The sequence below is a fragment of the Nocardia sp. NPDC055321 genome (assembly GCF_053645575.1).
In genome coordinates this window covers 1-23283 of record NZ_JBSHMS010000016.1, presented here as the reverse complement: position 1 = coordinate 23283, position 23283 = coordinate 1, and the positions used below count along the sequence as shown (strand labels likewise).

General features: G+C 67.3%; 26 protein-coding genes and 1 pseudogene. 15 read left to right on the top strand and 12 right to left on the bottom strand.

Going from position 1 to position 23283, the window contains the following annotated elements; genetic code table 11:
• Positions 1-65 precede the first annotated feature (65 nt).
• Positions 66-1589, bottom strand: coding sequence for a catalase (locus ACWIGI_RS24925; RefSeq protein ID WP_454204861.1), 1524 nt, complete (start codon positions 1587-1589; stop codon positions 66-68).
• 422 nt (positions 1590-2011) lie between these two features.
• On the opposite strand from ACWIGI_RS24925, the gene ACWIGI_RS24920 reads away from it, so the two are divergent.
• From ACWIGI_RS24920 to ACWIGI_RS24905, 4 genes are read left to right on the top strand one after another with little or no spacing between them, the layout of a single operon-like run.
• Positions 2012-2719: a glycosyltransferase gene (locus tag ACWIGI_RS24920; RefSeq protein ID WP_454204860.1), complete on the top strand. Its 708-nt coding sequence runs from the start codon at positions 2012-2014 to the stop codon at positions 2717-2719.
• Positions 2712-3698, top strand: coding sequence for an acyl-CoA dehydrogenase family protein (locus tag ACWIGI_RS24915; RefSeq protein WP_454204859.1), 987 nt, complete (start codon positions 2712-2714; stop codon positions 3696-3698). The genes ACWIGI_RS24920 and ACWIGI_RS24915 overlap by 8 nt, the downstream gene beginning before the upstream one ends.
• Positions 3683-4432, top strand: coding sequence for a PIG-L deacetylase family protein (locus tag ACWIGI_RS24910; protein ID WP_454204858.1), 750 nt, complete (start codon positions 3683-3685; stop codon positions 4430-4432). The genes ACWIGI_RS24915 and ACWIGI_RS24910 overlap by 16 nt, the downstream gene beginning before the upstream one ends.
• Positions 4429-5061: a class I SAM-dependent DNA methyltransferase gene (locus ACWIGI_RS24905; protein ID WP_454204857.1), complete on the top strand. Its 633-nt coding sequence runs from the start codon at positions 4429-4431 to the stop codon at positions 5059-5061. The genes ACWIGI_RS24910 and ACWIGI_RS24905 overlap by 4 nt, the downstream gene beginning before the upstream one ends.
• On the opposite strand, the gene ACWIGI_RS24900 is transcribed toward ACWIGI_RS24905, so the two are convergent.
• Positions 5062-5388 carry a hypothetical protein gene (locus tag ACWIGI_RS24900; protein WP_454204856.1) on the bottom strand — a complete coding sequence of 109 codons (327 nt, stop codon included), beginning with the start codon at positions 5386-5388 and terminating at the stop codon, positions 5062-5064.
• A 235-nt stretch (positions 5389-5623) separates the two neighbouring features.
• Entirely contained in the window at positions 5624-6379 is a 756-nt protein-coding gene (locus ACWIGI_RS24895) for a ZIP family metal transporter (RefSeq protein WP_454204855.1), read from the bottom strand.
• A gap of 105 nt (positions 6380-6484) precedes the next feature.
• Between ACWIGI_RS24895 and ACWIGI_RS24890 the strand changes: the two genes are divergently transcribed.
• The 3 genes from ACWIGI_RS24890 (at position 6485) to ACWIGI_RS24880 (ending at position 9310) form a co-directional block, all read left to right on the top strand.
• Positions 6485-6823 (top strand): hypothetical protein, encoded by a 339-nt coding sequence (locus ACWIGI_RS24890; protein ID WP_454204854.1) that lies wholly within the window; start codon positions 6485-6487, stop codon positions 6821-6823.
• 87 nt (positions 6824-6910) lie between these two features.
• Positions 6911-7426 (top strand): TspO/MBR family protein, encoded by a 516-nt coding sequence (locus ACWIGI_RS24885; RefSeq protein ID WP_454204853.1) that lies wholly within the window; start codon positions 6911-6913, stop codon positions 7424-7426.
• A gap of 480 nt (positions 7427-7906) precedes the next feature.
• Positions 7907-9310, top strand: a complete 1404-nt coding sequence (locus ACWIGI_RS24880; RefSeq protein WP_454204852.1) for a lipase family protein — start codon at positions 7907-7909, stop codon at positions 9308-9310.
• 249 nt (positions 9311-9559) lie between these two features.
• Here ACWIGI_RS24880 and ACWIGI_RS24875 read toward each other — a convergent pair whose 3' ends face one another.
• The 4 genes from ACWIGI_RS24875 to ACWIGI_RS24860 all read right to left on the bottom strand — a co-directional run bounded on the left by ACWIGI_RS24875 (position 9560) and on the right by ACWIGI_RS24860 (position 13333).
• Positions 9560-10501, bottom strand: coding sequence for a DUF1254 domain-containing protein (locus ACWIGI_RS24875; RefSeq protein ID WP_454205088.1), 942 nt, complete (start codon positions 10499-10501; stop codon positions 9560-9562).
• Positions 10502-10798: 297 nt separating this feature from the next.
• Positions 10799-11086: a hypothetical protein gene (locus tag ACWIGI_RS24870; RefSeq protein ID WP_454204851.1), complete on the bottom strand. Its 288-nt coding sequence runs from the start codon at positions 11084-11086 to the stop codon at positions 10799-10801.
• A 124-nt stretch (positions 11087-11210) separates the two neighbouring features.
• Positions 11211-12128: a sigma-70 family RNA polymerase sigma factor gene (locus tag ACWIGI_RS24865; RefSeq protein WP_454204850.1), complete on the bottom strand. Its 918-nt coding sequence runs from the start codon at positions 12126-12128 to the stop codon at positions 11211-11213.
• The gene (locus tag ACWIGI_RS24860) at positions 12125-13333 is read right to left on the bottom strand and encodes an NAD(P)/FAD-dependent oxidoreductase (protein ID WP_454204849.1); all 1209 of its coding nucleotides are present in this window, start codon (positions 13331-13333) and stop codon (positions 12125-12127) included. The genes ACWIGI_RS24865 and ACWIGI_RS24860 overlap by 4 nt, the downstream gene beginning before the upstream one ends.
• Before the next feature lie 195 nt (positions 13334-13528).
• On the opposite strand from ACWIGI_RS24860, the gene arr reads away from it, so the two are divergent.
• Positions 13529-13942, top strand: a complete 414-nt coding sequence (gene arr / locus ACWIGI_RS24855; protein WP_454205087.1) for an NAD(+)--rifampin ADP-ribosyltransferase — start codon at positions 13529-13531, stop codon at positions 13940-13942.
• A gap of 294 nt (positions 13943-14236) precedes the next feature.
• The gene (locus ACWIGI_RS24850) at positions 14237-14647 is read left to right on the top strand and encodes a DUF4189 domain-containing protein (protein ID WP_454204848.1); all 411 of its coding nucleotides are present in this window, start codon (positions 14237-14239) and stop codon (positions 14645-14647) included.
• Positions 14648-14783: 136 nt separating this feature from the next.
• Here the strand turns inward: ACWIGI_RS24850 and ACWIGI_RS24845 are convergent, their stop codons facing one another.
• On the bottom strand, positions 14784-15683 hold the full coding sequence (locus ACWIGI_RS24845; protein WP_454205086.1) for an alpha/beta hydrolase: 900 nt from the start codon (positions 15681-15683) through the stop codon (positions 14784-14786).
• 224 nt (positions 15684-15907) lie between these two features.
• On the opposite strand from ACWIGI_RS24845, the pseudogene ACWIGI_RS24840 reads away from it, so the two are divergent.
• Positions 15908-16030 (top strand): annotated as a pseudogene (locus ACWIGI_RS24840) (helix-turn-helix domain-containing protein); the annotation flags it as partial.
• Positions 16031-16162: 132 nt separating this feature from the next.
• Positions 16163-16621 (top strand): GbsR/MarR family transcriptional regulator, encoded by a 459-nt coding sequence (locus ACWIGI_RS24835; protein ID WP_454205085.1) that lies wholly within the window; start codon positions 16163-16165, stop codon positions 16619-16621.
• Here the strand turns inward: ACWIGI_RS24835 and ACWIGI_RS24830 are convergent.
• Together ACWIGI_RS24830 and ACWIGI_RS24825 are read right to left on the bottom strand one after the other, a co-directional pair.
• The gene (locus tag ACWIGI_RS24830) at positions 16589-17890 is read right to left on the bottom strand and encodes a saccharopine dehydrogenase NADP-binding domain-containing protein (protein ID WP_454204847.1); all 1302 of its coding nucleotides are present in this window, start codon (positions 17888-17890) and stop codon (positions 16589-16591) included. The genes ACWIGI_RS24835 and ACWIGI_RS24830 overlap by 33 nt on opposite strands.
• 38 nt (positions 17891-17928) lie before the next feature.
• Positions 17929-18852 carry an oxygenase MpaB family protein gene (locus tag ACWIGI_RS24825; RefSeq protein WP_454204846.1) on the bottom strand — a complete coding sequence of 308 codons (924 nt, stop codon included), beginning with the start codon at positions 18850-18852 and terminating at the stop codon, positions 17929-17931.
• Between the two features lie 181 nt (positions 18853-19033).
• Here ACWIGI_RS24825 and ACWIGI_RS24820 point away from each other — a divergent pair, with 181 nt between their 5' ends.
• Positions 19034-19681 (top strand): TetR/AcrR family transcriptional regulator, encoded by a 648-nt coding sequence (locus tag ACWIGI_RS24820; RefSeq protein WP_454204845.1) that lies wholly within the window; start codon positions 19034-19036, stop codon positions 19679-19681.
• Between the two features lie 178 nt (positions 19682-19859).
• Positions 19860-20834, top strand: a complete 975-nt coding sequence (locus tag ACWIGI_RS24815) for a hypothetical protein (RefSeq protein WP_454204844.1) — start codon at positions 19860-19862, stop codon at positions 20832-20834.
• 34 nt (positions 20835-20868) lie between these two features.
• Here the strand turns inward: ACWIGI_RS24815 and ACWIGI_RS24810 are convergent, their stop codons facing one another.
• Positions 20869-21309, bottom strand: a complete 441-nt coding sequence (locus ACWIGI_RS24810) for a hypothetical protein (RefSeq protein WP_454204843.1) — start codon at positions 21307-21309, stop codon at positions 20869-20871.
• Positions 21310-21727: 418 nt separating this feature from the next.
• On the opposite strand from ACWIGI_RS24810, the gene ACWIGI_RS24805 reads away from it, so the two are divergent.
• A complete protein-coding gene (locus tag ACWIGI_RS24805; protein ID WP_454204842.1) occupies positions 21728-22162 on the top strand; it encodes a GH-E family nuclease in 435 nt (144 codons plus the stop codon).
• 88 nt (positions 22163-22250) lie between these two features.
• Here the strand turns inward: ACWIGI_RS24805 and ACWIGI_RS24800 are convergent, their stop codons facing one another.
• Positions 22251-22610 (bottom strand): Rv2640c family ArsR-like transcriptional regulator, encoded by a 360-nt coding sequence (locus ACWIGI_RS24800; RefSeq protein WP_454204841.1) that lies wholly within the window; start codon positions 22608-22610, stop codon positions 22251-22253.
• Positions 22611-22708: 98 nt separating this feature from the next.
• On the opposite strand from ACWIGI_RS24800, the gene ACWIGI_RS24795 reads away from it, so the two are divergent.
• Positions 22709-23233 (top strand): ArsI/CadI family heavy metal resistance metalloenzyme, encoded by a 525-nt coding sequence (locus tag ACWIGI_RS24795; protein WP_454204840.1) that lies wholly within the window; start codon positions 22709-22711, stop codon positions 23231-23233.
• Positions 23234-23283 lie beyond the last annotated feature (50 nt).

Below are 23283 nucleotides of genomic sequence, written 5' to 3'. Positions count from 1 at the left end.
GGGGGGGGGGCCCCGCTCGGGGTTGCCCCCGCCCCCCCCCCCGCGACCCACCTGTTCCTCGGCCGTCAGGCCTTGCCCTGCGCCGAGGACCGGGCCGGGTTGGCCTGCTTCTCGGCCTTCGGATCGAGTTCATCCTGCTTGGCCCGGACGCCCGCCTCCACCCGGTCCCCGAGTTCCTTGTCGACGTTGCGCCAGTACTCGAAGGCCCGGGCCAGGACGTCGGAGCCGACGCCGTTGAGTAGATGGCCGACGATGTTGTCGACCAGGCGCTCACGGGCCGCGTCGTCGAGCACGTCGCGGACCAGGGTGCGGGCCTGGCCCCAATCGTCGTCGTCGGAGCGCAAAGTGTATGCGGTACGGACCATTTCGCCGTCGGTGTGCCAGCCGATCACGGGCCCGGATACCTCGGGATCCGCGTGCGGGCCGCCCTTGGAGTTGGGCACGTACACCGGGTCCGAGACGTTGGTGTAGCGCATCTGGCCGTCCTTGGAATAGGACTGTGCCGGTGCGGCGTGGGGCGAATTGACCGGCAGCAGTTTGTAATTCGCGCCGATGCGGTGGCGATGCGCGTCCGGGTAGGAGAACCAGCGGCCCAGCAGCATCTTGTCCGGGCTCGGACCGGTGCCGGGAACGGAACTGCTGGGCTCGAAGGCGGCCTGCTCGATCTCGGTGTGGTAGTCGGCAGGGTTGCGATTCAGGGTCAGGCGGCCGACCTCGGTGAGGGGGTAGTCGGAGTGCGGCCAGACCTTGGTCAGGTCGAAGGGGTTGAACCGATAGGTCTTGGCGTCGTCGAACGGCATGATCTGCATGTGCAGCGTCCAGCTGGGGAATTCGCCGTCCGCGATGTGCTCGAACAGATCTCGCGTGTGGTAGTCGGTGTCCATGGCGGCCATCTGGTCGGCCTCGTCCTGGGTGAAGAATTCGATGCCCTGGTCGGTCTTGAAATGGTATTTGACCCAGAATCGCTCGCCCGCGGCGTTGTACCAGAGATAGGTGTGGCTGGAATAGCCGTTCATGTGCCGCCAGGTGCGGGGGATGCCACGATCGCCCATGAGCCAGGTGACCTGGTGCGCGGATTCCGGTGACAGGGTCCAGAAGTCCCACTGCATGTCGTGGTCGCGCAGGTTGTTGTCGGCGCGGCGCTTCTGCGAGCGGATGAAGTCCTGGAATTTCATCGGGTCACGCAGGAAGAACACCGGGGTGTTGTTCCCGACCATGTCGAAGTTGCCCTGCTCGGTATAGAACTTCAGTGCGAATCCGCGCGGATCGCGCCAGGTGTCGGGGCTGCCGCGCTCACCGGCCACCGTCGAGAATCGGGCGAGCACCTCGGTCTTCTTGCCCGGCTGGAGGAAGTCCGCGCGGGTGAACGCACTCACGTCCCGCGTGACCTCGAAGACGCCGAACGCGCCGCCACCCTTGGCGTGCGGCTGCCGCTCGGGGACCCGCTCCCGGTTGAACTGCGCCATCTTCTCGATGAGATAGGCGTCATGCAGCAAAATCGGGCCGTCGGGGCCGACGGTCAGCGAATGTTCGTCACTCGGGACCGGAATTCCGGCGTCATCGGTGGTGTGGTTGCGCGGGGTGGACATGTCCCTCCTCTGCAGAGCGGCTATTTCTCGGGGATATAGCGGGCACTGCTGTCGATCTTTGCCGAGCGGTTGCCGTCGACAGCGTTCTGGATGCTTTCCGTGACCAAAGTGTTGACCGTCGCCTCGGCTCCCGGGCTGAGTGGGAACCTGGAAACGCCACGCGACCCGGTGATGACGGGCCGAGTGAACACACCGTGGTTCCTCGACGCTCTACCCGCTCGGCGATCGCCTAATCCGCCGGCGCGTCGGCGGCGGGTGCGGGAGGTTTCCTCGGGCTGTACGCGGGACGAGCTATTCGATCGGTAAATCACCGACCGATCGCAGTCCGGCCTGTGCGTCGACGTCGTCGGTCGGCAGCGCGAGGGGTGTTTGCACGCATTTCACCGGGGTATACGCCCGCTGTGATCAACTCGGGCGGGACGATGTCCGATCGACGCGCTGTCAGCGGCGTTCTGGTCGTCGTTCCGGTGCACGACGAGGTGCGGTTACTGCCCAGGTGTCTGCACGCGTTGCGGCAAGCCGCCCGGCACGTACCGGTGCCGGTGCGGATCCAGGTGGTCCTCGACGATTGCACCGACGGGTCCGAGCGCGTCATCGGGTCGGATATCGAGGTGCTCACCGCGGCAGCGCACAATGTCGGTATGGCGCGAGCCCGCGGATTCGCCTGGGCGGGAACGGATTGCGGATCCGAGACCTGGTTCGCGACCACGGACGCCGACTCCGAGGTGGACCCCGGGTGGTTGTGGAACCAGCTGCGGCACGCCCGAAACGGTGTGGACCTGGTGGCCGGCACCGTCCGAGTCGAGGACTGGCACGGACACAGCCCCGCTGTCCGGCGGCGATACGAGCAGCGATACCGCCGTCGCCCGGACGGCGGTCACGGCCACGTCCACGGTGCGAACCTGGGCTTCCGAGCCGACCTGTATTGGCGTGCGGGCGGTTTCCGTCCACTGCCCAGCGGGGAGGACGTCGATCTCGTGCGGCGAGCGCTCGCCTGCGGTGCTCACCTGGTCTGGGCCGAGGACGTCACCGTGCGCACGTCGGCCCGCACACACGGGCGTGCCCCGGACGGCTTCGCCGCGCATCTGCGCTCGCTCGACCCCCGGGTGGCGGAGGTGGACGGTGCTTGATGCTCCCGGAGCGGTCGAGAGCCCGGTCGCCGCGCGACTTCGTGAGCTCGCCGCCACGAACCAACTCGACCTGCCCTTTCCCGGTGAAGGACGCACCGCGGAGCGGTTTCGCGCGCTCGCGGCCTTGGCTGCGGAAGATACGGTGCTGGGTCGCCTGGCCGAGGCGCACACCGATGCCGCCGCCATCCTGCACGAACTCGGGGCGACGCCGCCGTCACGCGGCGAAGTATGGGGTGTGTGGGCGGCCGAACCGCCCGAACCTGTACTGCGGGCGAGCTTTTCAGGGGGCGGCTGGATTCTCGAAGGCCGCAAACCGTGGTGCTCGGGTGCGACGATCTGTTCCCACGCGCTGGTGACCGCCCGCGTCGGCGCCGAGCGCGGGTTGTTCGCGGTGTCGCTGACCCAACCGGGTGTGCGGCCGGTGCCGGACAGCTGGCACGCGGTCGGAATGCGCGAATCTGACTCCGGCGCAGTCGATTTCGACGGCGTGAGCGCAGCAGCGGTGGGGGAGCCCGGGGACTATCTCACCCGCCCCGGATTCTGGTACGGCGCGATAGGCGTCGCGGCCTGCTGGTACGGGAGCGCGTGTGAGGTCGCACGGCCCCTGCACACCCGGGTGGCGGATGGCAGGGCGAACGCGCACGCGCTCGCCCACTGGGGTGCGGTCGCCGCGGGCCTGCACGCTGCGGGTTCGGTACTGCGTGCCGCGGCGGATCGGATCGATCAGGGCCATCCTGCCGACCCGGTGGCGCGACGGGCACGAGCGCGGGCGGTCCGAGCGGTAGTGGAGTCCGCGGCCACCGACACCATCGACCGGGTGGGCCGGGCGCTCGGCGCGGCTCCGCTGTGCCTGGATGCCGCGCACGCGCGGCGTGTGGCCGACCTGACCGTGTACCTGCGCCAGAGTCACGCCGAATCCGATCTCGCCGACCTCGGCAGTGATACGGCGGGGGAGGATCTTTCGTGGCTGTCCCTGTGATCGACGTGCGTGCCGCCGGCACCGACGACGCGGTGTGGGAGGCGTGGCGGGGGCGCTGCGGGCCCCTGGACGTAGGGGACATGGATCGGCTGACGGTGGTGGCCGCGCATCCCGACGACGAGGTACTCGGGGCGGGCGGACTCATCGCGTCGGCTCGCGGGGCGGGAATCGCCGTCACCCTGGTCACCATTACCGATGGCGAAGGGTCGCACCCGGATTCACCCACCTGCTCCCCGCATCGGCTCGCCGAGATCCGGTCGCGTGAATCGCGCCGCGCGGCAGCCGTACTGGGCACCGATCCACCGATCCGGCTGGGTGTTCCCGACGGTCGCGTCGCCGCTGCCGAGGAGACGGTGACCGACGCCCTGGCCGAGCTGCTCGCCGCGAACGACTCGCCCGCGCATCGGTGCGCGGTGACCTGGCGGCACGACGGCCATCCCGATCACGAAGCCGCCGGCCGAGCCGCCGCGAAGGCGTGCGCGTCGACAACCGTACGATTGCTCGAATACCCGATCTGGATGTGGCACTGGGCCACTCCCGCGCATCCCGCGCTGGCCGGGGTCGACGCCGCGGTCCATCGTCTCGGGCCCGAGGTGCATGCGGCCAAACTTCGGGCGATCGCCGAGTTTCCCAGCCAGACCCGGCCCCTGTCGGACGTGCCCGAGGATGCGCCCGTTCTGCCCGAGCACGTGCTGCACCGATTCACCGGACCACTGGAAACCTACTTCCCATGAGCCGTAAGCGTTTACCCGACGCCTACTTCGAGGAGATGTACGCCCGGAGCGCGGACCCCTGGGACTTCTCGAACCGCTGGTACGAACGCCGAAAACGGGCACTGACCATGGCCGCGCTGCCGAAACCGTGCTACCGCAACGCGTTCGAGCCGGGATGCTCGACAGGCATGCTCACCGCGGAGCTCGCCGCGCGCTGCGATCGGGTCGTCGCCACCGACATCATCGAAGCGCCCCTGCGCACCGCCGCGGAACGGCTGGCCGCGCTCCCGGAGATCGACCCGGCCGCAGTCGAATTCCGTATCTGGGCACTCGGCGACGATTGGCCCGCCGAACAGTTCGACCTCATAGTGCTCAGCGAAGTCGGCTACTACCTCGACCGCGACGCCCTGAGCCCGGCCATCGATGCGGCGGTGAATCATCTCGAGACGGGAGGCACACTGCTGTGCGTGCATTGGCGTCACCCCGTAGCCGACTACCCGCTCGGTGGTGGCGAGGTGCACGGCATCATCGCGAGCCGATCAGGGCTCACGTCGATAGCGTCCTATCGGGACGAGGATTTCCTCCTCGACGTCTACGAGACGTCCCACACCGGTCCATTCTCGGTGGCCCGGCGCGAGGGGCTCGTCTGACTACCTTTCGCTGTCCGGCATGGTTGTCGAACCGGTCGCTGTTTCACCCAATCGGAACTGCGCGGCTCGTTGGACGAGACGTTCGCTGAATGTCTCGTCCCACCCGGCCGCTTCCGGCTCGGGCAGTGCCGCACCGGCGCGAGGGCCCTTCGCGAGCGGCGTGTGATGCGTTGTGCCGGAACCGGAAGCGGCTTGCACCAGGATCCGGACGAGCCAGCGTATGTACCCTTCCACGCTCATGCCCGCGCACTCGGCGGCGTCGTGCACGGCCTGCCAGTCGCTGTCCCCGGATGTCAGGGTCAGGGTGAATTCGCGATCCCCGCTCATGTCGTGCGCACCGCCGTTCCTCCGCGTCACCGCGTGTGGAGTCCGTGCCGCTGCGCCGCGGGCGACATCGGCGCGAATGGCCGAGCGTCAAAAGTGCGAAGTCCCAACCCTGCCCGTCATCGAGTGGGCACACTTTGCCCCGGTCATACCCGTCGTGGTGAATCTCAATCACAACGGCGGCCGGAAGTCACGCGGCGATCGGCCGCGCGCGTCGATACCGGAGTCCGCGCACGGGTCACTGCCCGAGCTGGGACAGTGCGAACGCGGTGAGAAAGCCTGCGACAGTGATCAATCCGATCCACAGGTGTGCGTTCTCGAACGCTTCGGGGATCATCGTGTCCGCGATCATTGACAGGATCGCGCCACCGGCCAGGGCGGTGATGCCGGCCAGCACCGAGGCGGACACCCCGCCCAGCAGCGCGTAGCCCGTCATCGCCGCGAGCGCGCCGGCCACCGCGATCGCGGACCAGACCCCGAACACATATCGCGTGCTCCGTCCGGCCCTGCGCATACCCGACGCACTCGAAAGACCCTCGGGCACATTGCTGATGAACACCGCCGCCACGGTGACCACGCTGACCGGTCCGCCACCCAGCAGGCTGGCGCCGATGACGATCGACTCGGGCACCCCGTCCAGCAAGGCTCCGACGGCGATCGCGGTCCCGGAACCAGCTTGCTCGTCTTCGGACGGTTGCTGATCGCCCGAGCGCTTGCGATGGCGTGCGCCTCGCTTCGCGAGCACGACATTCGCGGCCGTGTACAACGCCGCCCCCGCCACCGCGCCGATGACGGTCGGCCCGAGCCCGCCCTTGGAGTGGGCTTCGGCGATCAACTCGAACGAGACCGCCGACAGGAGCACGCCACTGCCGAACGCCATGATCGAGGCGACGACTCGCACGGGGATCCGCGTGAGGTACACCGCGACAACACCCAGCACCAGCGCGGATCCCGCCAGCAGACCCCACCCGCCCGCTTCCCACACACCCGACACCGACCAACTCCTCAGCACCGACACGACACTGCGTCTCCGCGGTAGCGGAGGCGTGGCACGCAATACCCTCGACGATCGCCGTCAACCGAGCTGCGACGCGTATGCGTGACAGTAGGCGACTGCGGCGTGCTCGGCGTCGGTGACGGGTCGGCAATGCATGAATTCCGACCACCGGGATATCGCTGGGGCGACATGACCCTCGATCGCACGCCAGGAGGCCATATGTGTGCGTACGAATCCGAATCTGCCCGGCTGCAACGCGAGCGCGACGACCTGGAGGCGCAGCGCAGGTCGTTGACCGGCACCATCGAAGGTGTTCGGGCCGGCGATGACCCCACGACCGGTCCGGAATATGTCGACGCCCGCGAAAAGCGAACCTTGGCCGAGGCACGGATCACGGAAATCGATCGTGCGCTGGCGGCTCGGCGAGACAGCGACGGTTAGTGAACAGACGCCGCGGCCAACCCACACGACACGAGAGCCCTTGTGTCTGAAGCTATCTGGCCGGTCGTGAGAACACGAGGAGATCGCATGAATCGAGAACCTTTGCGCATCGTGGACGACACTCGAGCCGCAACAGCCCACCGGTCGCCCCTGATCGATACCACCGCACGGGTGGCCGCGGCCGCCGTGGCCGGCTCCATCGCGACCGATCCGGACTCGAGCTGGTACAAATCGCTCCGGATGCCGCGCTTTCAGCCGCCGCGCCAGGTTTTCCCGCTCGCCTGGTCTTTGGTCTACGCGGATATCGCGTTGTCGACGGCGGCGGCGCTGGACCGCGAGTCCGGCAGCGACGAGCGTTCGGCGCTGATGCGTGCGCTGGAGATCAATCTGGCCGTGAACGCGGCGTGGAGTTGGCTGTTCTTCCGCGCTCATCGCCCCGGCGCCGCGGCACTGACGTCGGCGGTACTGACCGCGAGCGGTGTGGATCTGGTGCGCCGGGTGGGACGGGCGCGGCCGGCCGCCGGAGCCGCCTTGGCGGCATATCCCGCGTGGTGCGGGTTCGCCACGGTGCTGTCCACGGCCATTTGGCGGCGCAACCGCTGATCGGCCGGCTTCAACAACGCCCCGGGTTGCGCGGCGGTGTCCGACGCGATTCGGTTCGCCGACATGGTGCGGACGACCGGCCGACCGATGGGCCGCGCTCCGGGTTTGCCGGACCTGAAAACCATTGTCGTGGCGAGGAAGTGGGTTTCGCCCCGGTGACGCTGTCAATGGTTCGCCGTTGCGAGCTCGAGGAGAAGGCTGCGATCGTGGCCGCCTTGCCGTCGAGTGTGCCGCTGCCCCGGTAGCTGTGCTCGCCCCCACGCCGTGTCGGCCACACAGTGTGTGCCTCCCTGGCGGGGTGCTCGCCGGGGCTCGCCCGATCCACGCGGATGGACATCGGGGTTGTGTGGTGTGTCGCCCCGGAGGCGGACCTTTTGTGCCAAGTGTCTCGGACAGTATTGATAGACGACTTCGTCCAAGATAATCTCGGCCACAGTGTGGGTCAGAGTGGTCTCACAGCGAGACAGATGGAGTCGAAGTATGGCGCTGCGCGCCTCTATTTCCGGCCGATTGGCCGTGGCGGCCTTGGCATTCACCGCGTCGGTGGCGACGTTCACCACCGCGGTCGCGACGGCCGAGCCGGACGGGAACGCTCCCGTCGCCGTTCAGCCGGCACCCCCGATCGCGATACCGCCGGAACTCGATTCCGGCTTCTATCAGCCGCCCGCCGACGTTGTCGCGGCCAAAGCGCCGGGCGAGATCATCTCCGCCCGCCAGGTCAATGTCGCCAACGCGGGGCTCATCCCGCTCAACGTCGACGCCTGGCAGGTGGTGTACCGGTCCAACAACTCCCGAGACGAGCCGATCGCCGCCGTCGCGACGGTGTTGAAGCCGCGCGGATCCGCGCCGGACAAGCTCGTGTCGATGCAGATCGCGGAGGACTCCCTCGCCCAATACTGCGCGCCGTCGTATGCCGTGCAGCAGTGGTCGGTCTCGACCTTCGTCGGGCAGATCGTGGTCCCGCTCGAGTTCCTGGTCTCGCAGGCCGCACTCCAACAGGGCTGGGGCGTGGTCATTCCCGATCACGGCGGACCGAACAGCGCGTTCGGCGCGGGCCCGCTGGCCGGGCGGATCACCCTCGACGGCATCCGCGCCGCCCGCGCGTTCGACCCGATGCGCTTGGCGCCGGACACTCGAATCGCCATGTACGGCTACTCCGGCGGCGCCATCGCGACCGGCCATGCCGCGGAACTGAAATCGACCTACGCGCCCGAACTCAACATCGTCGGCGCGGCCGAGGGCGGCGTTCCCGCGGACTTCGGCCCGCTGCTCGACATCGGCAACGGCCAGGTCTGGGCCGGCATGATCATGGCCGCGGTGCTCGGCCTGGGCCGCGAGTATCCCGAGTTCGACGCGCTGCTCGATCGCGATATGGATCTGCTCGGCAAGGGCCTGTCGGTGATCAAGGGCGGCCTGTGCGTGCAGTACAACACCGCGCTGTTCCCCTTCGCCAACCTGAAGGGCATGCTGCGGGTGCCCGAGGGCGACCCGATGCGCAATCCGGTGGTCCGCGACGTCCTGGACAAGACCCGGATGGGCAAGTCGACCCCGGGCCTGCCGATGTTCATCTGGCAGGCCAATCCGGACGAGCTGATTCCGGTCGGCCCGGTCAACACCCTGGTCGATACCTACTGCCGTGATCCGAAGGCCCAGATCCAGTACACCCGTGAGCATTTCGGCGAGCACATCGCCACCGAGGTCTCGGGCGCGGCGACCGCGCTGCTGTGGTTGCGTGACCGTCTGGACGGCGTTCCGGCGGCACCGGGCTGCTCGACGTCCGAGGCCGGGCTGCTCGCGCTGAATCCCGACGGGCTGGCATTGCTGGCGCACACCTTCGGCGAAACCATCGCCTCCGCCTTCGGCAAGCAGATCGGCGTCAAGTAGGGCGAGTGTGCCGAGCGCCGGCCGGGTCGGTCGTGTGTGCGCGCTGCCGGGCCCGCGCCGACGGGCCCGGCAGGTTCGGTGCGAGCCGGCCACCGTCGCCCGTCGGTCGCCCGGCGAGTCGAAGATGGACCGCCAAGCTCGTTCGACGGGAGGCGCCGCCGGGCGCGCACTGCCTACCTATCCGAGGCGAGACCGCGTGACCGACTAATCCGTTGCGCCACTGCGTCATTCGTAAGCTGTGATCGCCCGCTACTCGACGGGCCGGGCCGCGGGAAAGGTCCAGGTGCCATCGAGGATGTTCTGATGCGGCTGGTAGAGGCGGACCATGTAGTTCCAGCCGGGCATTGTCGGCAGGCAGTTCGGGGTCCGGTCCTCGCAGCCGCCGAATCGGATGTCGACGGAGTTGTCGGAGTTCTTCGTGGCGGTCACGTTGTTGACCGAGTAGGCGTTCAACGGATTGGCGTCGTAATAGCCCTGGGCGTTGTAGAGGCTCACCGACCAGAACCCGTCCACGGGAACGTCGCCGACGTGCAGCGTGTAAACGGTGCGGCCGCTGTTGTCCGGCGGGGTCACATTGAGGTACAGCGCGTCTTTCTCCGGGTTTCCGCCCCACGCCGACGCCGCGGTGATCAGGTGGCGCACCTCGTCGACCTGCCCCTTGGGGCCGAAGGCGTTCCGGGTGTCGGGCAGGGTGGACGCGAGGGCGAGTAGGGCGTCGCGGACCGCGTTCTGAGAGTCCCTGTCCCACTGGGGAATCTCGAAGCTGCCCTTGGCCTTCTGCTCGACGGTGATCGCGTCCTGTAACTGGTGGACGGTGTCGAGATCGGCAGGATTGGTCGGGTCGGCGAATGTCCGGATTCCGGCCAGCATGTAGCGGGTGCCGATCGTGTCGCGGTCGTAGGTGTACGTGCCGGGTTTGTAGACGACCTCGGGGACGTATTCGTCCTCGGTGAGGATCTGCATGGACATGAATCGACCACCGGCATCGGGCAGAGTGATCGAGACCGGGCCGGCGTCGAGGTCGAATACCGCTGAGGAGTAGAGGGTGTCGCGGTTCGCGCGGACCACGGTTTGGTGATCGATCGGCATGGGTTCGCGGATGTGGTGGATATTGCCGATCCCGACCTGGCCGACGGTGAGCGCGAACTCGCGGTCGCTCTCGGCACGCACGAAGTTGTCCGGGGTGACCAGGATCGGTTGATTCGCCGGGTACTGCGGGGCCGGGCTCGACGTCGGTGTGGTGCCCGCCTCGCCGGAGTCGTCCGATGTCGAGCCGCAGGCGGCCACCGACGCGCAGGTCAGGGCCGCACCCAGCAGAATCGCACTCCATCGAAGCGGTTTCACGTCTACTCCTCCAGGAGGTCGCGGTGCCTGTTCGGTCTGAACCTGCGACGACGCTAACCGTGCCTGTCGGCCCCGTGCCTCACCCCGGCCGGGTGATATCGCGGCCGACTGGACTGCACGTCCGCCGCCCGCTGGAGGTGGGCGCTACCGGTGGCTGTTGCAGAGGAACGAGCCGCCATTGAGTAGGTCGCACAGCACCCATTCGACGCCGTTCCAGTACATGTCGCTCGAGCCCTGGCTCACCGAGAACCCCACGTCGCCGCCCAGCGCGCGTTCGAACGATCCTGTCTCGGTCGCCGCGACAGGTGCGGCGGGTGCCTCGGCGGCCGGCTGCAGGGTCAGCGGCGCGGCGCCCGCTGTTCCCGCTGCGGCGGCGGTGATCAAGCATCCGGCCGCGACCGCGAGAATGCGTTGGGTGACAGTGGTTTTCATGGGGGCTCCTCGTGCGCCGTGATACCGGTGCCACCCTACGCACGTCTGAAGTATTGGAGTTTCAAGTTCGCTGCCCCCAGTTCTGTGGTCGGCGTGACCGGCGGGCGTGCTGCCGCCGGGTCTCTCAGGGGGTGGATGTCGTGCGGCTGATGGTGCGAGCGATGCCGAGGGCGGCAAGTTTGTCCGGGTTGCGGATGCCGTAGCCGTTGACGATCGTGTCGCCGGCTACGTCGAACACCAGCAGCGCTTCGAGCTTGTCGGCGACGTAGCACGCCAGCGCCGGTTGGCCGTTGCAGTTCACCGTCTCGATTCGCACCTGGGGGCGGCGCTGCGCGTAGCGGAAGACGCCCATGAGCAGGGCGCCGACCCGCTCGGCGCCGGTCATCACCAGCTCCGGGAGTGCGGTGACCTTGCCGCCGCTGTCGGTGGTCCAGGTGATGTCGGGCGCGAGCATCGCCAGTAGACCCTCCATGTTCCCGGTGGTCGCGGCGGCGATGAAGCGTTCGGTCACCGCGGCGGTTCGCGTCGCGTCGACGGGTGCGTAGCGTTTGCGCCGGGCCTGCACGTGATTGCGGGCACGGCGGGCGGTCTGGTGGAGGGCGTCGACAGATTTGCCTGTGGCGGAAGATATTTCGTCGTAGTCGAAGCCGAAGACCTCGCGCAGGACGAAGACGGCGCGCTCGAGGGGAGTGAGCGACTCCAGCACCACCAGCATCCCCATCGAGACCGATTCGGCCAGCACCACATCGCTCGAGGCGTCGCCGTCGGCGAGCAGTAGGGGTTCGGGCAACCACGGGCCGACGTAGTCCTCACGGCGACTGGCGCCGGCCCGCACCGCGTTTAGCGCCTGCCGGGTAACCAGTTGGGCCAGATAGGATTTGGTGTCGCGGACGGTCGTCAGGTCTACCTTCCGCCATCGAAGATAGCCGTCCTGCAGCACATCGTCGGCTTCGGTGGCCGAACCGAGGATTTCGTAGACGATCGTGAACAGCAGCGGTCGCAGGTTCACGAAGCGCTCGGCGTGCTCATCGCTGAAACTCACGGGTGCACAGCTCCTTCCGGCTCGAACTCGCGGAGTTCGCCACGCCTGCCCAAGCCCATGAAGGTGGGAATCGCACCGGGCTTGCGGGCTTCCTTACGAATGGTCCCGATCGGCCCGGCCAGTCCGACCCGTTCCTTGATCGTCGCGGCTACGCGCCCGCCGAGGTACATCGATACGGGTGTGTCGTCGCGCCGACTGAACTGCATCACACCCGCCCGGGAACCCAGGCCCAGGGTGCACGCCACGAAAGCGACGTCCAGCACGCTGGGGTCGGCTCCCGCGATCCGGGCCAGCACATTGTCCGCGGCCTGCGCCCCCAGGGGCTGGGCGGCGTAGCAGCTCATCCGCAACGGCCGACCGGACGGCGCCACCGCGTCCCCGGCGGCGACGATGCGCTCGTCGTCGACACTGGTCAGGGTCTCGTCGGTCAGCAATCGGCCCAGCTCGTCGGTTCGCAGCCCGCTGCGTGCCGCCAGCTCGGGTACTCCGAATCCGGCAGTCCAGATCGTGAGCGCGCTGGTGAGCACGTCGCCGTCGGCCAGGACGACCTCGCCCGCCCGCACCTCGCCCGCCCGCACCTCGCACACTCGCGCCCGCTCGCGCACCTCGACTCCGTTCCTCGCCAGCCACTTCGCCACCGACCGCCGGGCCGGCTTCGAGAAGTTCGCCGCCAACATACCGCTGCTCGCCATCGTGACCGGGTGGCCGTGCTCGACGAGTTCGGCGGCGGTCTCGATCGCGGTGAGCCCGCCGCCGACAACGACGATCGGGGCTTGCTCGGGTAGCGCGGCGAGCGCGGTCCGCAACCGCTGAGCGTGCTCGTATTCGGCTATCGGAAAGGCGAATTCGGACGCGCCGGGGACAGACGGGGGCACCGCCGCCGTACTGCCGACGGCATAGACCACGTAGTCGTATTCCAGGGAGCCACCCGAACCCAGTTCCACTGTGCGAGAAGCGGTATCGATGCGCACGGCTTGGTCGACGACCAGCCGCACACCCGCGCCGAGCAGCGTGTCGTAGTCGACGGTGGCGTCGCGCGTGCCGGCCACGAACTGGTGCAGTCGCATGCGCTCGACGAACGCCGGTCGTGGATTGACCAGTGTGATCTCGACATCGGGCCGGAGCCGGAGCCGGTTGGCCGCGACGGTGCCCGCGTAGCCGCCGCCGATCACGATGACCTTGGTGATGGGAGTGAAATCAGTCATGCCCAGGAGACACGTCTCAACGGCTAGATCTGATAGGAAGTGATGTAGGTCACTCTCGAGTGCCGCGATGTGGGAGAGATTCAAGCTGCTCGCCAACTCTTCCCCTTTCAGGATAAGCGACGGCCCGGGGCTTGCCGCAAGGCCCGGGTGATGCGGCAGAATCGCTCGTCCCACCGGGTAGACGAAAGGATTCACGTGTCCGAAAAGCTCGATGAAGGCCCGTTCTTCCACGGCACGATCGCGGATTTGCGCGCGGGCGAGTTACTGACCGCGGGCCGCCCGTCGAACTATCGCCCCGAGATCGTGATGAACCACATCTATTTCACCGCCCTCGTCGACGGGGCGGGCCTCGCCGCGGAGGTCGCCGCGGAACTGGCCGGGGGAGAGGCGATTCCGCGGGTTTACGCGGTCGAGCCGACCGGGGATTTCGAGAACGACCCGAACGTGACCGACCGGAAGTTCCCCGGCAATCCCACCCGGTCGTACCGCAGCAGCGCCCCGCTACGCATCGTCGGCGAGGTGACCGAATGGACGCGGCTCACGCCCGAGCAGTTGCAGATGTGGCGGGATCGGCTGTCGACGCTCGTACGGGGCGAGATCCTGAATTGACGCCGAACCTTCGGCTACGGGGCCGACGCACTCGGAAGGCCTCGAGTTAGGTAGGCGCCGCATCAGCTCTGCCCGACGGCTTCCGCCCGTCCGCGTGGTGCGGTGCATCCTCTGCGGGCTTCGGTTGTTCGGCAGGTAAGAGAGAGGATCGGTATCGGCGGAGCCGTCACGAACACCGCGGTTCGTGACGGTTCCGCCGAGCCGCCAGAACCGGGGGCAATACCGAGTACATGCCCTGCGGTATCTTCCATGCGATCGCCGCACCCAGGTCGGCGCGCAGAGGAAGCACTCCACTTGATCAACAAATCCTTTGCGGCCGCCGCGCTCTCGGTGAGCGCCGCCGCCCTGCTCGCGGCACCGCCCGCGTCCGCCGACCCGGTCAACTGGGGCGCCGTGTCCCTCAGCACGTGGGGCAACGTCTACGCGTTTTCGGTGAACCAGCCGACCGAAGCCGACGCCATTCGAGCCGCCGACCGAGCGTGCAAGGGTCAGGGCATCATCGACTGCCGGATGATGGTGACGTTCGCGAACGGCTGTGGCGCGGTCGTGACGAGTCCGCTCGCGATCGTGGCGGGGTTCCCGATTGTGGGCTTCGGTAAGGGGGCGACCCCGGCGGAGGCCTACGCGGACGCCGCCCGCAACCTGCCCACGGGTACCGGCAGCGTCGGCTCGATCAACCGCGAACACGCCTGCACCCAGCTTTGATCTGACTCCAGCACGGTCTCCGGCTCTGGCGGGTACTCGTGCGCTGGGGCACTGTCGGTGTGATCCGTTCTGGGCGTGCACTATTCGTTCCGCATCGGGGTTCGACAGCAACGTTGGCGCGCCCGGAATCGCTGGCTCACGCGAGACCGTCCAGGATGGCTGCCACCTCGCGGGCTCGCAGGACGACACCCACGTGTCCGGCCGCCAGATCATGGACCTCGAAGGGGTTGTCGGGTGTGAGGCGGTCGGCGTCGTGGATCATCTTCGTCGCCAGCGCCGGCGGGATGACGTTGTCTCGGGTGAGACGGATGTAGGTGCGGGGTATTCGTCCCCATGTGTCGGCGTCTACACGGGCGTCGGCGAAGCTGGTGTGGGCCCCGTCTTCAGGCTGCATGCCGAAGTTGATCACCGTCAGGGTCTGTTCCAGTGTGGCTTCGGGCATATTGATTCGGCGAAAGTCTTCCAGCGCCAGCGGATCCGGGGAGCGGAGATTGAATCGGATCAGGCCGCGGGACACCTGCTCCATTCCGAGAAACAGCGAGTGCTCGGTGTCCGGGACGGGCGTGTCCGTCGTGGCCTCGGGGGTCTGGCTCAGCGCCATCGCTGAGGGGGCGGCCGGCGTCGATGGGCAGAACGCCGAGAGATACACCAGGCGGTGGATGGCTTCGGGGACGGCATTGCCGACCAGGCCGATCGTGATCCCTCCGAGGCTGTGGCCCACGAGGATGACCGGACCATGCCGCCGGACGCGCCGCACAACCTCGACCACGTGAGCAACGTTGTCCTGCACCGTGACCGCGGACATCGGTGATGGTGACGCGGCGAACGCGGCAAGGTCCTGCACCTGGTAGGTCAGCGGAATCGAGGCATCGAGCCCGTGTCCGGGAAGATCGACCGCCAGGCTGCGGTGGCCGAGCAGCGCGAGTTCACGGACCACGGGAGTCCAGTAGAAGCTGTTGCTGGTCAGGCCGTGTACGAACACGAACGTCGGAGCGGTGGCAGCTGTTTCGCTGTCGTGCCGAGCTGATTCGATCATTGGAGTCCTTCCGCCGCGCACTGTTCAGTCCAGGCCGAACGGTATGTCCCTTGCATCGAGGATCAACGCGAATATCTGGAGATACGGCGATTTCCGGAGCTAGTGTGCCTATCAGAAATGCAATGACCGTGCCGCGAAACGCACGGGCGGTCAGTCGATTTGCAATGAGATGCCGCTGAACGCATGCCGACGCGACACCGTGACGCCGAAAGGGAACCGCACCGATGCCGGGCGCCAGACTTAGCTTGCAGGAACGGGAGTGCATCGCGGCGGGATTGGCCGAGGGGCTGGGGTATACCGAGATCGCGGGTCAGCTCGCGCGGCCGGCCTCGACGATCAGTCGCGAGGTGAACCGCAACGGAGGCCCGAGCCGATATCACGCCGACCGAGCGCACCGGGCAACGGCAACGCGATCGCGACGCGGCAAGATCATTTCGCCTCGGCCGGCGTCGAGTGCGTCATCCGATGACGACGATGCCGTGCGTGCCTTCGCGGCTCGGTTCACCGATTTGTTCGTGTACGACGGCATGCCCCGAATGCAGGCGCGTGTACTGACCTGCCTGCACCTCACCGACTCCGGAAGCCTGACTGCCGCCGAATTGGTGCGCCGCCTCGGCGTGAGCCCGGCATCGATCTCGACGGCTGTGCGCGCCCTCGAGCAGCGGGATCTCATTCGCCGGGAACGTGATTCACCCCGCCGCGACCGCTACTACATCGACGATCGAACCTGGTACCGCACCACCCTCAATCTGGCCCGCGCCTCCGAGGAGAAGGTGGAGGCGGCTCGCCGCGGCGCCGAAGTTCTCGGCGCGACGACCCCGGCGGGCATTCGCCTGAACGAGATCGGCCGGTACCTCGACTATCTCGGCCGCGAGATGGTCCAGGCCGTTGAACGGTGGCACGAATCAGGACTCCCTACGATCACTGATCCGCGATAGCGGCGCAACAACACTGGTCCCGAACAGGTCTCTATGCGGCAGTGGTGGTCGGCCTGCCGACGCCCGGTCACTTGCCCTTTCGTGGTCTGGACGCTGGCCGCCCCGGTTACCCGTTGCTTCGTCAGTGCGAACCAGGCCCGCGGCCCGGGTGAGGGCGTGGAAGTGGTGTGTTCCCAGTGCGGTTATTGGCCCGTGTACTCCCACCGCGGAGTGCGGTGCGGCAGCGAAGTGCGTTGCGGCCGAGGCGAGCAACTCCGCGGTGAGTGTGTACGGTTCGGGTCCTTCCACGACAACCGTGGCCGGCTCCGAATCATCTTGTGCGCGTGCGGTTGCCGCGACGACGGTGCGTCCGTCGAGATCGGGAAGGCGGTGTCGCCACGGTAGGTTGCCCGCGATCCACTCGGCGGCGTGGTTGATTGCGGTGGTGCGCAGGACCGGGCGCGCATGGTGCGCGACGAGGCGCACGGCGGGGGTGAGCTGCCCGAACCAGCCGAGCCCGACATCGACGCGCCGTAGTTGCGGGTAGGCGTCGGGCAGCCCGTAGTGTTCGCCGCCGCCCATGCTCACCGCGGTGCGCCTGGTGCCCGCGATCGAGAACCGAAGCAGCCGTTCGCCGTTGTGCGTGCTGGCCATTCCGAAAGGGTCGGACGCTACGGCGCGATACCCGAAGGATGATTCGGTGATCACCCCGACCAGGGAGGCTCGGGTGCCCGGGGTGGTCATCGAGATCGTCTGCCGCAGTGTCGGGACGCGGTCGAAACCGGGCGTGCCGGGCGCCCCGGGGGCCAGGAAGTATCCGATCTCCACCGCGTGCGCGCTCTGCCCAGCCTGGTTCAGGGCCAGGGCCGCGGCGAGGTGTCCGGGGACGAAGTCGTAGCCGAACGCCGGGATGAGCAGGGCTCCACTGTCGGCGGCCGGCATGTTCAGCGTGCGGAACATCCACTCGATGAACGGCGGCTCGCCGGTGGAATCGAGATAGACCGCCCCCGCGCGAGCGGCCGAGCGGGCAACTTCGGTTCCCAGCCGCAGAAACGGTCCAACGGTGGAGATGAGGACGTCGTCGGCGTCCAGCAGGTTGTCCAATGCCCCGGGCGCGGTGACGTCGGCCTCGACGATTCCGCACGCTGACCCGGATCGCTGTGCGCGGGCCCGCAGGCGGCTCGGGTCCCGCCCGACGAGTATCACCTCGTGGTCGGGCTGGGCGGCCAGCCGGTCGAGCACCAGCGATCCGGTGTATCCGGTCGCGCCCAGCAGGATGATTCGAGACACCGGTGGCGTCCTTTCAGCGAGTCGAGTTCGCGCGGTAGTCAGTGTCGTTTCGACGGCCGGGCGGGCTGTGGAAGTCCCTGTGCGCGTGCGTCTTCGACTTCCCGGTGGTATCGATCGAGTGCTTCGGGGGAGTAGTGGCGGTCCCAGCTGCTGTTGCCGTAGCGCAGGCGCAGCTTCATGAACACGCCGAACCAATGCCGGGTCAGCACGTCGGGGGTGACGCGCCACCACATCCGGTGCGCTGCGACGCTGAATCGCTGCGCGGGAGTGGGTTCGATCTCGAGCATGTCCAGCAGCCGGGGTTCGAGTACGGCGAAGGCGCTGGTGCGCAACAGATTCGCGATCGGCCATGTCGCTGCGGTCCACACCGGGCCCGGAATCCACGGTGCGACGGCCGGGCGCGGGATCGAGAAGGCCAGAGACAGCAGGAATTTGCCGGTTCCGGTGCCGCGGGCCATCGGGATCCAGGTCTGTTCCCAGTACTCGAGGAACTCGGGATAGGTATCGGGCAGCCCGCGCACACCGAACAGATCTCCGAGCTGCAGGCCGCCGATGTAGGCGTCGTGGACGAACTCCGGCTCCTGCGGGCCGTGTAACTGCTCGTAGGCGTCGAGGACGGGTTTGAGGATCCCCGCCCACGTCCAGGCCCACACGTCCTTGTTCCAGGCGTGGTAGCGGCGCCCGTCCTCGTGGGTGCCCTCGACGTGACGGTGCACCTCCTTGATCGTGCGGGCGATCAGATCTCGTTGTGCCCCTTGGGCGAACGCGATGCCGGCGACCAGGTCCGCGGTGTCGAGGAACCGGCCGACGAAGTCTTCGAACGGGACGTTGTGCCGGTTGGCGAGGTTGGTGACACGGTCGTGGTCGTCGACGCCTTTGCCGGTGTCCTCGCTCATGACCACGGTGATCAGGATCGGTAGCGCGGCATAGAACGCGGCGCCGTCGCTGATGATCGTGTGCATCGGTGTTCCCGGCCCGGTGCGGTCTCCGTATCGAGCCAGTCGTTCCTTCGCGCTGGTAGCGACCTTTTTCGCGGAGTTCCGCGTAGCTGTCTGACTAGTCATTCAGCTAGAGTAGGTGTAACCGATGGTGATACACAAGAGTGAATGACTAGTCAGTCCAACGAGGGTCTAGGATCGTGCCATGACCGCCGCGCCCGCACGCTCGAATCACAACGGCACCGGCAGCCTGGACGACGACCTCACCCGTCGCCGGCGCAAGGAGATCTCTCTCGGCGCCTGCGCGGTCTTCGACGAGCGCGGCTACGCCAACACCCGTATCGCCGACATCTCCGCGCACCTGGGCATCGGCCAGGGCACCATCTACAAGTACTTCACCGGCAAAGACGATCTGATGGACTACATCATCGGATACGCCGTGCGCCGCATGCTCGCGGCCATGCGTGAGGACCCCGTGGTCGGCGCCGACGGCACCGGACTCGCGCACTTCCGCGACCAGATCGCCGCGGTGGCGCACCGGCTACTGGACATGGCCGCCACCGAACCGGTGCTGATCAGGGTTCTGCTCATTCAGGCGCCCGCCGCCCGCCCGGCCGCCATCGACGAACTCGTCGATCAACTGTCGGCTACGACAGCCGCCTACCTGCGTACCGGAGCCGATCAGGGATACCTGCGGGAGGGGTTGGACGTGACCGCGGTCGCCGACGCGATGACCGGGATCGCCGTGCCGGCGATGCGCCGGGTCCTGCGCGGCGACCTCGACGCCGCCGCCCGCGCGGCCACGGCCGGCACCATCGGTGAACTCATCACCACCGGCATCACCGCCGGGTAAGGCACTGCGGATCAGCCTGGGCCACGGTTGGTTTCGATGCGCACAGAGTGCGCCACCTCTACCCGAACGGCTGTGCGCTCCGACGAGTTGGCGTCCACCGACACGAAAAGCTCGGAACCACACGATTTCTCCACGGTTGGCTCCCAGTTCGAACATAACCGGTCGATACCGTTACCGCGTGGTTGGTCGCAACAAGTCGCGGAATCGCTTGAACCCCTTCGCATACGCGCTGCAGGTCCTTGCGGTCGGCGCATTGGCCGTGGCATGGCTGGCAATCGGGCGCGCAATTTACTCGGAGTCGGGAGCCAATCCGCGGGTCGAGCTCGATGCGGGTGGAATGTTGGCGACCAACTTCGTCGTCTATTGGCCATTTCTGTTGGTCGTCAGCCCGCTGGTGTTCCTCACCGCCCTTTTCGGGCTGCTGCCATACCGATTCGCGCCCGGCGGCGCCATCGCGGGCGGGCTGACCACCAGTGTGTTCGCCCAGTGGGTGGGAGCCGAGCTGTACCTGTTCCGTTTCAAGCCGGGGATACCGAAACACCTCGACATGAGCCTCGCAGCAGCGTGTTTCGCACTTGCCGCCGCCTTCGCGGCGGCCTGCCTGCACTTCTATGACAGCCGATCCGGTCGAACACGTGTCGCCTGGGTGCTGGGCGGAGCGGCGCTGTCGATGACATTCGTGTCCGGCGCGGTACTCACGGTTCCGCCGCTGATCGACGGCAGCGGAGCCCCATCCGGCGTCCTGGCCGATCGCGTCACCGAACACAACTGCGGGAGGTACTGGTCGGACTGGATCGACGAGACGCGAACGACCGCCTACATGGGCAACCCCACACAGAGGAATCTGTCGAAAGATGTGCCCGACAACGTGTTCAGGGTCGTGATCACCCTGCGAACCGGCGCAGGCAGGGTCGAATCAACCCCGCCGACCGCCATCTCGTTCCGCGACGACCTGCCGCTGAAGGCCGATCCGCCGCACGGCGTGGTGCTTCTTCACCAACCCGGTACAGGCGGCAGGTTCGCGTTCACCAAGCTATTCCGTCCGACATGCGAGGCCGGCAGTACCCGGGTGGTTTCGGCGGGCTACAGATACACGGACATCGGCACCGAGAGCCCGGCTCCGATAGTGGGCAGGGTAACTCGCGTCGACTAGGTTCTGTCTCCTGGGAGACCGAACCCGGCGCCGGCTACTGCCCCTTCAGCGCTCGATCGGCGCGGCTGACGAAGGTCGCGGTCGTGAAGGCGCCGATGGTGAGAGCGACCATCAGAATCTTTGCGGGCCAGGGCCCTTCGATGACAGCGCCCACCGTCGCCAGCAGGATGATGCCGATCGAGGCGACCAGCATCGTTGTCGCCTTGGTCGTTCCATGGATCTCACCGCGCAGGACCCGGCGCGACGCCATGAGCAGGCTGAAGCCGGGGATCCCGGGCAGCAGCGCGACCACGCAGACGACGATCAGGTATTGGGGGTTGACCAGGCCGGAAACCACGAGCCCGATCGAGCACGCCAGCAGCGCGATACCGAGTGCGATGCCTGAGGTTCCGGCGAGGCGGGTCAGCCGTCGGACCTCGGGCTGGTTCGCGTAGGGCGACTGCACGCCGGCGCGCGTCGCATCGATCTGAGTCATCGTGTTCCCCCTGTGGCAGTTGCAATGTATGAGGACGGCCTCCGCACTTCGTGCCGACTGCCTGGATCCCCCCGGGTCCGAAGGCTACCGCCAACCGTCGCTGACTACCAACGCGACGCCGAATGCGCTCGGTCCAGAACTCAGCGAACCGGAGGCAACTCCGTGCAGTCGTACCGTGCTCCCAATGGAATCAGGCGATCGCGAAGCGAGGGGAGGGCGCTGCCGAGCTCATGCGGTGGGGGATGCAGAGAGATCGAAAAAGACTCGGCGACTGTATCTTTCAAGATCTTGCCGCATCTCGCGCCGCAGCCGGTCCGGCTGAAACCGCCCCGAACGACCCTGGGGCGCAAGTATCATGGGCACTCGGTGGGAACGCGCGCACCCACCCTTCTCGATACTCTTCAGAAGGGGCGGGCCGATGAAGGCTAGCTACCAGCATCAGATCGCGCTGCCCGACGACATCTCGTTCGATGTCGTCTGGGTTCCGGACGGCTCGGTCGTACAGACCACCGTCGACACCTACGTGAACGGCATTCCGAAGCCGACCTGGTACACCGATCCCACCCAGTTGCGCGCGAGCCGGGACACCCGGATCTTCATGCTCAGCCACCGCAAGTTCCAGGCGGTTGTTGATCCGTGGAACCAGCAGCGACAGTTACGGATCTACCAGTGCGAGACCTGCTTCAACGGGTGCACCGAGAGCGGTATCGAACTGGGTCACGTACAGAAGTGGCGCGACCACCTCAAGGCCGCGGCCGTGGCGACCACCGCCGAAGCCAGGGCGGCGTACAACAACCTGAACAACCTTCGCCTGGAATGCCGGTCGTGCAACGCCAGTCACGACTGGGAGTAGATCGACATACGGTCGGGCGCTCCCTGTCGCCGACGCGGTCGTCGCGGTTCGAGGTGCGGCGACGTACCTGGTTGCCAGGCTGGTGAATTCAGGTGCAGCAGTTGGGGTCCAGGACCAGGCACAGCGCAGAGAGCGCGTCGCGGCGTGCGTGGTGGAAGACGTTCATGCCGCGCCGTTCGGACTCGATCAGTCCGGCCTTCTTCAGTTGGCCCAGATGATGGCTCAGGGTGGATTCGGAGAGCCCGACCGCGGTCGCGAGCTCACCGGTGTTCGCCTCTCCTGCGGCGCTGGTCAGCAGCAGAGACATGAGCTTCACGCGGACCGGATCGGCCAGGGCCTTGAGGCGCAGGGCGACGTGCAGGGCGGCATCGTCGCTGATCGGACCGGCTGCCACGGGTGAGCAGCAGACCGGTGCTGACATGTCGATCACGGGCAGCGTCTTGGGCATGAGACCGACTCTACCCACCTTCTTGACATATGTCGAAATACTGCCGCATGCTGATGGCGTTCAGCTTTTCGACATATGTCACACAAGTGGAGGTTCTCATGTCTCGCGTCCAGCCCGCCCTCAACGTCGACGACCTCGACCAGGCGGTTGCGTTCTACTCGACCCTGTTCAAGACCGAGCCGGCCAAGCGCAAGCCCGGGTATGCCAACTTCGCCGTCGCGGAGCCTCCCCTGAAGCTCGTGCTGCTGGAGAACCCCGGCCAGGGTGGCAGCATCAACCACCTCGGCGTCGAGGTCGAATCCTCCGCGCAGGTACACGGGGAGATCGCCAGGCTGTCCGAGGCAGGGTTGTTCACCGAGGAGCAGATCGCGACCACCTGTTGCTTCGCTACGCAGGACAAGGTGTGGGTCACCGGCCCCGACGCCGAGCGCTGGGAGGTGTACACGGTGCTGGCCGACAGCGAAACCTTCGGCGCGGCACCGGAAATCGCGCTCGCCGGACCGAGTGGGGAACAAGACGGCCCCTGCTGTGGAACCGCGCAGGAAGCCGCCGCCGAGGGCGCATGCTGCGGCAGCGGAGCGAAGGCCGAGGCCGTCGCGTCGGGCAAGGGCTGCTGCGGCTGAATCACGAGCCCGCGAGCGGGCGGGCACCGAACGCCATGTCGGTGCCCGCC